This is a genomic window from Streptococcus infantis (genome assembly GCF_047465035.1).
Classification (GTDB): Bacteria; Bacillota; Bacilli; order Lactobacillales; family Streptococcaceae; genus Streptococcus; species Streptococcus infantis_T.
Genome location: NZ_JASHAQ010000019.1, coordinates 34,698 through 44,716 on the forward strand (window position 1 = coordinate 34,698; position 10,019 = coordinate 44,716).

Consider the following 10,019-nt stretch of genomic DNA (forward strand, 5'->3'; position numbering starts at 1 on the left):
AAATGAAAGCGAGAACAAGATGACACGTTATCAAGATGATTTTTATGATGCTATAAATGGTGAGTGGGAAAAGACTGCTGTTATTCCAGCCGATAAATCTCGAACAGGTGGTTTTATCGACCTTGACGAAGAAATTGAAGAGTTGATGCTAACGACGACTGATAAGTGGTTGGCTGGAGAAGATGTACCTGAAGATCCTATTCTAGCAAACTTTGTCAAGTACCATGCTATGGTCAGAGATTTCGATAAGCGAGAAGCTGATGGAATCGAGCCAGTCCTCCCTTTACTGAAGGAATATCAAGATTTGGAAAGTTTTGCGGATTTCGCAAGTAAACTAGCAGCATTTGAATTAGCTGGTAAACCAAACTTCCTTCCATTTGGAGTATCACCAGATTTTATGGATGCTAGAACCAATGTTCTCTGGGCTAGTGCACCAGGAACTATTTTGCCTGATACAACCTACTATGCGGAAGACCATCCTCAGCGTGAGGAATTATTGAACCTTTGGAAAGAAAGTACTTCTAATCTCCTCAAAGCCTATAACTTCTCAGATGAAGAAATCGAAGACTTGCTAGAGAAACGATTGGAATTGGACCGTCGCATCGCAGCTGTCGTACTTTCAAACGAAGAGAGTTCAGAGTATGCCAAACTTTACCATCCATACGCTTACGAAGATTTCAAAAAGTTTGCGCCTGCCCTTCCATTGGATGACTTTTTCCAAGCAGTGATTGGGCAAACTCCAGATAAGGTTATCGTAGATGAAGAACGTTTCTGGCAAGCAGCAGAGCAATTCTATAGTGAAGAAGCTTGGCCTTTGCTCAAGGCAAGCTTGATCTTGAGTGTGGTTAATCTTTCAACTAGCTATCTAACAGATGAGATTCGTATCTTGTCAGGTGCCTACGGACGAGCTCTTTCAGGAGTTCCAGAGGCTCAAGACAAACGTAAGGCAGCTTACCATTTAGCTCAAGGACCATTCAAACAAGCCCTCGGCCTTTGGTATGCCCACGAAAAATTCTCTCCAGAAGCTAAAGCTGATGTGGAGAAAAAAGTTGCGACCATGATTGACGTTTATAAGGAACGTTTGGCTAAGAATGACTGGCTGACTCCTGAAACTCGAGAAAAAGCCATCGTCAAACTCAATGTCATCAAGCCTTATATCGGTTATCCAGAAGAACTGCCAGCTCGCTATAAGGATAAGGTAGTGGATGAATCTGCTAGCCTCTTTGAGAATGCCCTCGCCTTTGCGCGTGTGGAAATCAAGCACAGCTGGAGTAAGTGGAACCAGCCAGTTGACTATAAGGAGTGGGGAATGCCTGCTCATATGGTGAATGCCTACTACAACCCACAAAAGAATTTGATTGTCTTCCCAGCTGCTATTTTACAGGCACCATTCTATGACTTGCATCAGTCATCTTCTGCTAACTATGGTGGTATCGGTGCGGTTATTGCCCATGAAATTTCTCACGCCTTTGATACTAATGGAGCTTCTTTTGATGAAAATGGAAGTCTCAAGGATTGGTGGACAGAGAGCGACTACGCAGCCTTTAAAGAAAAAACGCAGAAGGTTATCGACCAGTTTGATGGTCAAGAATCTTACGGCGCAAAAATCAATGGGAAATTAACTGTATCCGAAAACGTTGCCGACCTAGGAGGAATCGCTGCAGCGCTAGAAGCTGCTAAGCGAGAGCCAGATTTCTCAGCTGAAGAGTTCTTCCATAACTTTGCACGTATCTGGCGTATGAAAGGCCGCCCAGAGTTGATGAAACTCATGGCTAGCGTTGATGTACACGCACCAGCTAAACTTCGTGTCAATATCCAAGTGCCAAACTTTGATGACTTCTTTACGACCTATGATGTCAAAGAAGGTGACGGCATGTGGCGTGCACCAGAAGACCGTGTGATTATTTGGTAAAATGATTTCTTAACCAAGTATAACTTGGCGCAAATGACTTATGTTTGAAGTTTATCCATCTGAAAATGCAATGCTATCGAGGTTAACATGAAGAAATTTTTAATGATGCTTTCAGCTATTCTTTCGATTTCAGTTTTGGCATCTTGTGGTCTCAATAAAAATAATAGCAATATAGAACCTTCATCTGCACTATCATCTGTTTCCAAAGACGATAAGACTAGTGCATCAACAGAAGCAAAGACTGAAAATACAAGCGACTCGTCAACCAAGGCGTCACAATCAATTGCTGAAAATAAGAAGGAAACGGGACCAGATTTGTATAAAGAAGTGATTGAACGCTATAATCACTTTACAGACCTTTTAAAACAAGGTAATAGAGAAGATTTATACGCGGAAAATAAACAACACAAGATTGCTTCAGAAGAATATAGCATGATTTTCTCTCGTATGGATTATCAAAATGCACCAGACTTTAAATATGCCCTTCTTGATTTGAATAAGGATGGGCAAGATGAGTTACTTATTGGCGATGAAAAATTTGTTTCAGCCATTTATTATTTGGAAAATCAAAAACCAAACTTACTTCACACAGCTTATGTAGCTTCTGCAGGCGGTTTTCGCTCAGGCTTTGTTATTTACGAAAATGGTCTAGTCTCTTATGCAGACTGGCAGTCAACTCGTCCAGAAATGAACCTGGTTCTATATTCATTTGAAAAAAATGGAGTGCAGAAGATTAAAGAAGCAACTATTCAAATCGGTGGCAATGAGAAAGCAGAGCAAGTTTTAGATATTTCTTCTGAAAAGCTTGATTTGTCTAACATTGACTGGAAAGAATTGAATCCAGCTAATTAGTTTTGAATTATTTTTCTAGTCAATGTTGATTCTTCTGAGCAAGTAATGATGTAGAAATTGAAGCCACACAAAAACCAAGGATGATTGTCCTTGGTTTTTCTCTTGCTAGAAAAATGGGTTAAAGGTCTTTTCGTGAGCGATGGTCGTAGCTGGACCATGGCCAGGATAGACATCGTAGTTCGGGAGAGTAAAGAGCTGGGTTTGGATACTATGAAGGAGTTGTTCCATGCTACCTGTAGGTAGGTCTGTTCGTCCAATAGTTTCTCGGAAAAGAGCATCACCCGTTAAGACCAAGTGCCCATCTGGAAAAACAAATGAAACTCCACCGATAGAGTGACCTGGAGTTGGAAGTACCGTAAAGCGGAAGTCCTCAATCTGGTATTCTTCATGAAAGAAAAAGGTGTGTTCAGCTGGTTTACATACGACATCTGCCATATCGTCGTGTCGAGGAAGACCAGAAAGATTATCAATAGGAGTATAGAGCCAAGATGCTTCACTTTCTGCCACATAAACTGGAGGGGTTCCGAAAGTATCTCTGACCAAGTCCAGACTCAAGATATGGTCATAGTGGGTATGGGTCAGGAGAATTGCACAGACTGGTTTGTTAATGGTCTCGATAGTCTTGCGAATAGCCTCCCAGTTGCTACCCGGATCAACAACAATCAGGTGTTGGTCTTCTTCAAGATAATAAGTATTTTCATAGGCAACAGGGTTCACAGTTTTATGGATTTTCATAGAATTTCCTCTTTCAAAGCATTTACTCCTACTAGTATAACACAGAAGAATAAAATAAGAAATCAATAAAAAAGCCCCTTCAAAGAAGAGACCTTGTTCTTGATTAAAAATGATTCTTCCAGGCTTGGAAGCGAGCATCCAGTAGGAGTTGTGTCAGATTTTTTAAGATTTCAACTTGCTCAGGCTCCAGTGTTTGGGCTTGAGAAACAAGTTGTCGAACATGGTCAATAGCATTTTTAGAAGACAGTTCATTAATGGAGCTAATTCCAGATTCTAGAATGGTACCAAAGAAGAGATCGAAGTAGAGCTCCAGTTCCTCATCGGGAACACTATCCACCCATTCTTTGAGAGTGTCTTTGATTTGGAGACTCTCACTACTGATGGCCTCTAGTTGGACAAAGTGATTATCCTCAGTTTGCCAACTAAAGGTGCTGTGTTGGGCGATTCCTCCGAGAGCCATAGATTTGACGACGATAGGAGTATCAGGAACTTCTAGCATCATGCCAATGACAGAACCTTGTGGGACGAAACGGTGAATTTTTGGAATAACATCTTGATAACCAGTGGTCTCAGTCAGATGAGCCTGCAAACCAGGGGCGTCATAGGTATAAACCGACGATATCTTTTCCTGCAATTCAGACTGGATTTGACTGGCAGCATAGACAGCCAGATTCCCACCTTTAGAATGTCCAGCTACAATCACTTTCTGTTTTGGATGTTGGGTAAAGAATTCTTCCAAGTATTCAATAGCATGCTTTTGGGCAGGGATTTCCTTCATGTAAGTCATATGGAAATCTTCCTTCCAGCCAATAATACTGTCGTCTGTGCCACGAAAGACAATCAGATAAGTATCTAAATCAAGGCGATAGGTCATAGCAGCGAACTGTTTCTGTTGCTCCGTATCAACCTCGTTTACAAAGTTAGAGAGTTTGCTATTTTTAAAACGTTTGTGCTGGGATAACTGATCCAGGAGCTGAAGACGTTCTTTATTGGTCAACATGTTAGTCTCACGAGGGACGCGAGTTGCGACATCGCTTAAACGATTGATAGGCTGTTCCAATAAGTTATCAAAAGGAAGATAAGTCAGCTCTGTAAAAGCAAGTATATCCAGTTCATTCAAGGGAAGATCGTAAAAAGAATCGTATTGAACGTCAGTTAGGTAGTCGAAAATATTGGACATGGGAACTCCTTTCTTTACTTTTATCTTATCAGATTTGCATCAATTTTGCTAGTAGTCAGAAGAATTTTGCTATAATATAGAAAAAGGAGGAGCAGATGCATAAGATTTTACTAGTAGAAGATGATCCAGTAATCCGTCAGCAAGTTGGGAAAATGCTCTCCGAATGGGGATTTGAGGTAGTCATGGTAGAAGACTTCATGGAGGTTCTAACACTATTTGTTCAGTCTGAGCCTCATCTGGTTCTCATGGATATTGGCTTGCCTCTCTTTAATGGTTATCACTGGTGCCAAGAGATTCGCAAGATTTCAAAAGTTCCCATTATGTTTCTGTCTTCGAGAGACCAGGCTATGGACATCGTGATGGCTATCAATATGGGGGCGGATGACTTTGTAACCAAGCCTTTTGACCAGCAGGTTCTTTTAGCCAAGGTACAGGGCTTATTGCGTCGTTCCTATGAGTTTGGACGGGATGAAAGTCTCTTAGAGTATGCTGGAGTTATCCTCAATACCAAGTCTATGGATGTGCATGTCAATGGCAAAGCTATCAGTTTAACCAAGAATGAATTTCAGATTTTACGTGTCTTATTTGAGCATACGGGAAATATCGTAGCGCGTGACGATTTGATGCGGGAGCTCTGGAATAGTGACTTTTTTATCGATGATAATACCTTGTCCGTAAATGTCGCGCGCTTGCGCAAGAAATTGGAGGAAGAAGGTTTGATTGGTTTTATCGAAACTAAGAAAGGAATAGGGTACGGATTGAAACATGCTTGATTTTAAAAGTTTTTTTCTAGCTTATATCCGTTCGCGTAGCCGTTTTTTCGTGTTTATTCTCTTACTTACAGGTTTACTTTTTCTCTTTGAGGTCTTATTTGATAACCAAGTGCCCTACTTTAACTATTTCTTCTTTCTATCTACCTTTTTGACACTTTTGTTTTTGGTCTATGATTTCTTGATAGAATTGCAACGATATCGTAAGGAATTGTTTTACGGAAAAAGAGAAGCCAAGTCACCAATGGAGGCCCTACTAACTGAAAAACTAGAGAAAAGTGAAGAAGAACTCTATCAAAAGAAATCAGATGCTGAAAACCGCTACAATGATTTGGTGGACTATTATATACTCTGGGTTCATCAGATAAAAACTCCAATTGCGGCCAGTAAACTCCTCGTGAGCGAGGTGGCAGATCGCCAATTGAAGCAACAGCTAGAACAGGAAATTTTTAAGATTGATTCCTATACCAACCTCGTTCTCCAATACCTACGCTTAGAGAGCTTCCATGATGATCTGGTGTTGAAGAAAGAAAATGTGGAGGATTTGGTCAAGGAAGTCATTCGCAAATATGCCCTTTTCTTTATCCAGAAAGGTTTAAGTGTTAATCTGCATGACTTGGATAGAAGCATTGTGACGGATAAAAAATGGTTGTTAGTAGTTATTGAACAAATCCTTTCAAATAGCCTCAAATACACAAATGAAGGTGGAATTGAGATCTATATGGAAGATCAAGAACTTTGCATCAAAGATACTGGGATTGGCATCAAAAACAGTGATCAATTGCGAGTTTTTGAACGCGGATTTTCAGGCTATAATGGTCGCATGACCCAGCAGTCATCTGGACTTGGACTCTACTTGACCCAAAAAATCAGCCAAGAATTAGGACATCAAATCCGTATCGAATCTAAACTTGGTCAAGGGACGACTGTGCGTATCAAGTTTTCAGAAGTAAACCTACTGATCGAATGAAAAGAATTGCTAAGAGCTTGGAAGAATCCTTTCAGGCTCTTCTTTAGACCTTGTTATGGTAAGAAAGCAGACTTCAATCAGATAAAAAATTGTAATCTTACAAAAATGTAAGATTAAAGGCCTCTTTTGTAAGGTTATGTTATGGCAAGCTCTCTTTATTTGGAGTAAACTTATAGCATAAAGATAAAGGAGCAAAACTATGAAAAATATTTTACAAAAGAAACATACAAGTAAACCAAGTCCAAAAGAGATTGAGCGAGTTCAGCTCGGTTGCGCTATTATGCAGGCTCAATTTCAACTAATGGGATATTAAAAAGGAGAAGTTAAAATGACACTATTAGATGTAAAACACGTTCAAAAGATTTATAAAACTCGCTTTCAAGGCAACCAAGTAGAAGCCCTGAAAGATATTCACTTTACCGTTGAAAAAGGTGACTACGTTGCCATTATGGGTGAGTCTGGTTCTGGTAAATCAACTCTCCTCAATATTCTCGCCATGCTTGACAAACCAACTCGTGGTCAGGTCTTCCTAAACAGAACAGACACAGCTACCATTAAAAATACAGAAGCATCAAGCTTCCGTCGTGAAAAGTTAGGCTTTGTCTTCCAAGACTTCAATTTGTTAGATACGCTTTCTGTTAAAGACAATATCTTACTCCCTTTGGTATTGTCTAGAAAGCCTATTACAGAAATGATGAAAAAATTAGTCGTGACGGCTGAAAATCTTGGCATCAATCAATTGCAGGAGAAGTATCCTTATGAAATCTCTGGGGGGCAAAAACAACGGGTAGCAGTAGCACGCGCCATCATTACAGAACCAGAAATTCTCCTTGCTGACGAGCCAACAGGAGCCCTAGACTCTAAATCATCTGCAGCTCTTCTTGATATTTTTGATCAGATCAATGAACAAGGACAAACCATTCTCATGGTAACCCACTCAACAGCTGCAGCAAGTCGTGCTAAACGTGTCCTCTTCATCAAGGACGGTATTCTCTACAATCAAATCTACCGTGGTGAAAAGACTGATCGTCAGATGTTCCAAGAAATCTCTGACACCTTGACTGTCATGGCAAGTGAGGTGAACTAGTATGTTTCGATTAACCAATAAGTTGGCCATCTCCAACTTAATCAAAAACCGCAAACTCTATTATCCTTTTGCACTAGCAGTTCTCCTTGCAGTTACTATCAGCTACCTATTTTATTCATTAACTTTTAATCCTAAAATGGTAGAAATGCGGGGTGGATCTTCTATTCAATTTACCCTACAACTAGGTCTCATCGTAGTAACACTTGCATCTGCCATTATCGTCCTTTATGCCAACAGTTTTGTCATGAAAAATCGTTCCAAAGAACTGGGTATATATGGCATGTTGGGACTAGAAAAGCGACATTTGATTGGTATGACCTTCAAGGAACTCCTGATTTTTGGTCTAGTAACAGTCACTGCTGGGATTGGGATTGGTGCCCTCTTTGATAATCTGATTTTCGCTTTATTGCTCAAACTTTCAAAGATGAAAGTGGAGTTAGTAGCCACATTCCAATGGTCCGTAGTCCTTTCCATCCTTCTGGTATTTGGTTTTATCTTTTTAGTCATTGTCTTCCTAAATGCTATCCGCATTATCCGTATGGATGCTCTCCAACTATCTCGTGAGAAAGCAAAAGGTGAGAAGAAGGGTCGTTTCCTAGTGTTTCAGACAATCTTGGGACTACTCTCTTTAGGTAGTGGCTATTATCTAGCTCAAAGCGTAACAAATGCTCTATTAGCTATTTCTACCTTCTTTTTAGCTGTAATACTGGTCATTTTAGGAACCTATCTCTTGTTCAATGCTGGGATTACAGTTTTCTTGAAAATGCTCAAGAAAAACAAGAAATATTACTACAAACCTAATAATCTCATCTCTGTTTCTAACCTCATTTTCCGTATGAAGAAAAATGCGGTTGGTTTAGCGACTATTGCCATCCTTTCCACCATGGTTTTGGTCACCATGTCAGCAGCAACCAGTATCTACAATGGTTCTGAAAATATTAAAAAACTCCTGTATCCTCACGATATGTCAATTTCAGGACAAAATGTAGAAGTTGAGGATTTAGACAAGCTTTTGACTCAATACGCTAGCGAAAAGAACCTAACAATCAGTACTAAGGATGTTCTTAGCTATGCAAGTTTCGGCCTTTCTAGTCAAGATGGTACCAAATTAACCACCTTTGAAAAAGGTCAAAATAGTGTTATGCCCAAGACAGTTTTCCTAGTCTTTGATCAAAAGGATTATGAAAAAATGACTGGACAAAAGTTGAACCTTACGAATAATGAGGTGGGACTATTCGCTAAGAACGATGGCCTTAAAGGTCAAAAAGCATTCAGTCTTAACAATCATAACTATACGATCAAGCAAGAAATTCAGCAAGATTTCCTCAGAGACCATGTTGCTAACCAGTATGTACTTTTGATCTCAGATTATAACTACCTTGTTGTCTCAAATTTGCAGGACTTTTTAGATAAATACCAGAATTCTGCTATCTACACTCAGCTATATGGTGGAATGGATGTGACGGCAAGTAAAGAGGAACAACTCAAACTTGCAGATGATTTTGAAAACTACTCTGATAATTTCAGTCACAATCTCAAGAACGAGAATGGTATGGTTTACGGTGCAAACATTGCGAGTGAGTCAACTGTCGAAATGAACGCTCTCTTTGGTGGAGTCCTCTTTATCGGTATTTTTCTCTCTATCATCTTTATGGTAGGTACTGTACTCGTTATCTACTATAAACAAATTTCAGAAGGTTATGAAGACCGTGAACGCTTTGTCATCCTGCAAAAAGTTGGCTTGGATCAAAAACAAATCAAGCAAACCATTAATAAACAAGTCTTGACTGTTTTCTTCCTACCTCTGGCCTTTGCCTTTCTTCATCTGGCCTTTGCTTATCATATGCTGAGCCTGATTCTCAAGGTCGTTGGTGTTGTTGATTCAGCCATGATGTTAAGCGTAACTCTTTCTATCTGTGGTATCTTTGCTTTAGTCTATGTACTAATCTTTATGATTACTTCAAGAAGCTATCGTAGAATTGTTCAAATGTAAAAACAGAAACATCAAAAAAGAGAGTGGGACAGAAATCGTTAATTCGTTAGAATTCGATTTCGTCGTCCCACCTCCGCACAGTTGAGTAGGGCTGTAAAAGCTGATGAAATCAGCGTAGTAGAGCCCACTCAACCACTGCGTCTTGCTCGACAATCCAAAGACAATTGAGAGGCTAGGACTTTTGTCCTAGCCTCTTTTTAGTAGCTGGCATTTTGTACCAGGTTTTATCTCTTATTTCTCAATACGTGATTTGTTGGCGATATAAGCTAGGATTGCTGCTACAAACTCATCATGTTTAAACATTAAAAAGGTATCTACTTTCAGAGGAGATATCGTTTTTCTTCTTCTTCGGATAAGGATACAAAAATTTCTTCCGTTCTCTATCTTTTAAATTATAGTAAAATGAACCTAAAACAGTACATAATGTGGTATAATCTTCTTATGGCATATTCAATAGATTTTCGTAAAAAAGTTCTCTCCTATTGTGAGCGAACAGGTAGTATAACAGAAGCATCACACA

At 39.7% G+C, this 10,019-nt stretch carries 9 protein-coding genes; 7 read left to right on the forward strand and 2 right to left on the reverse strand.

The window, feature by feature from the left end; all coding sequences use genetic code 11:
* Positions 1-19: 19 nt before the first annotated feature.
* A complete protein-coding gene (locus tag QM406_RS08345) occupies positions 20-1,912 on the forward strand; it encodes a M13 family metallopeptidase (protein WP_414273951.1) in 1,893 nt (630 codons plus the stop codon).
* 87 nt (positions 1,913-1,999) lie between these two features.
* Positions 2,000-2,764, forward strand: a complete 765-nt coding sequence (locus QM406_RS08350) for a hypothetical protein (protein ID WP_414273952.1) — start codon at positions 2,000-2,002, stop codon at positions 2,762-2,764.
* 105 nt (positions 2,765-2,869) lie between these two features.
* Here the strand turns inward: QM406_RS08350 and QM406_RS08355 are convergent, their stop codons facing one another.
* Both QM406_RS08355 and QM406_RS08360 read right to left on the reverse strand, forming a co-directional pair.
* Entirely contained in the window at positions 2,870-3,499 is a 630-nt protein-coding gene (locus tag QM406_RS08355; RefSeq protein ID WP_414273953.1) for an MBL fold metallo-hydrolase, read from the reverse strand.
* Between the two features lie 103 nt (positions 3,500-3,602).
* Positions 3,603-4,679, reverse strand: a complete 1,077-nt coding sequence (locus QM406_RS08360; RefSeq protein ID WP_414273954.1) for a DUF2974 domain-containing protein — start codon at positions 4,677-4,679, stop codon at positions 3,603-3,605.
* Between the two features lie 95 nt (positions 4,680-4,774).
* On the opposite strand from QM406_RS08360, the gene QM406_RS08365 reads away from it, so the two are divergent.
* From QM406_RS08365 to QM406_RS08385, 5 genes are all read left to right on the forward strand, one after another.
* Positions 4,775-5,452 carry a response regulator transcription factor gene (locus tag QM406_RS08365; RefSeq protein WP_414273955.1) on the forward strand — a complete coding sequence of 226 codons (678 nt, stop codon included), beginning with the start codon at positions 4,775-4,777 and terminating at the stop codon, positions 5,450-5,452.
* On the forward strand, positions 5,445-6,419 hold the full coding sequence (locus QM406_RS08370; RefSeq protein WP_414273956.1) for an ATP-binding protein: 975 nt from the start codon (positions 5,445-5,447) through the stop codon (positions 6,417-6,419). The genes QM406_RS08365 and QM406_RS08370 overlap by 8 nt, the downstream gene beginning before the upstream one ends.
* A gap of 328 nt (positions 6,420-6,747) precedes the next feature.
* Positions 6,748-7,506, forward strand: coding sequence for an ABC transporter ATP-binding protein (locus tag QM406_RS08375; protein WP_414273957.1), 759 nt, complete (start codon positions 6,748-6,750; stop codon positions 7,504-7,506).
* A gap of 1 nt (position 7,507) precedes the next feature.
* Positions 7,508-9,499: an ABC transporter permease gene (locus QM406_RS08380; RefSeq protein WP_414273958.1), complete on the forward strand. Its 1,992-nt coding sequence runs from the start codon at positions 7,508-7,510 to the stop codon at positions 9,497-9,499.
* A 441-nt stretch (positions 9,500-9,940) separates the two neighbouring features.
* A partial coding sequence (locus tag QM406_RS08385) for an IS630 transposase-related protein (RefSeq protein ID WP_137995624.1) occupies positions 9,941-10,019 on the forward strand: 79 nt, incomplete at its 3' end.

Excerpts from the sequence above, each read along its gene's own strand:
- QM406_RS08345 (WP_414273951.1), top strand. The coding sequence starts at position 20 with ATGACACGTTATCAAGATGATTTTTATGATGCTATAAATGGTGAGTGG.
- QM406_RS08350 (WP_414273952.1), top strand. The coding sequence starts at position 2,000 with ATGAAGAAATTTTTAATGATGCTTTCAGCTATTCTTTCGATTTCAGTT.
- QM406_RS08355 (WP_414273953.1), bottom strand. The coding sequence starts at position 3,499 with ATGAAAATCCATAAAACTGTGAACCCTGTTGCCTATGAAAATACTTAT.
- QM406_RS08360 (WP_414273954.1), bottom strand. The coding sequence starts at position 4,679 with ATGTCCAATATTTTCGACTACCTAACTGACGTTCAATACGATTCTTTT.
- QM406_RS08380 (WP_414273958.1), top strand. The coding sequence starts at position 7,508 with ATGTTTCGATTAACCAATAAGTTGGCCATCTCCAACTTAATCAAAAAC.
- QM406_RS08375 (WP_414273957.1), top strand. The coding sequence starts at position 6,748 with ATGACACTATTAGATGTAAAACACGTTCAAAAGATTTATAAAACTCGC.
- QM406_RS08365 (WP_414273955.1), top strand. The coding sequence starts at position 4,775 with ATGCATAAGATTTTACTAGTAGAAGATGATCCAGTAATCCGTCAGCAA.
- QM406_RS08370 (WP_414273956.1), top strand. The coding sequence starts at position 5,445 with ATGCTTGATTTTAAAAGTTTTTTTCTAGCTTATATCCGTTCGCGTAGC.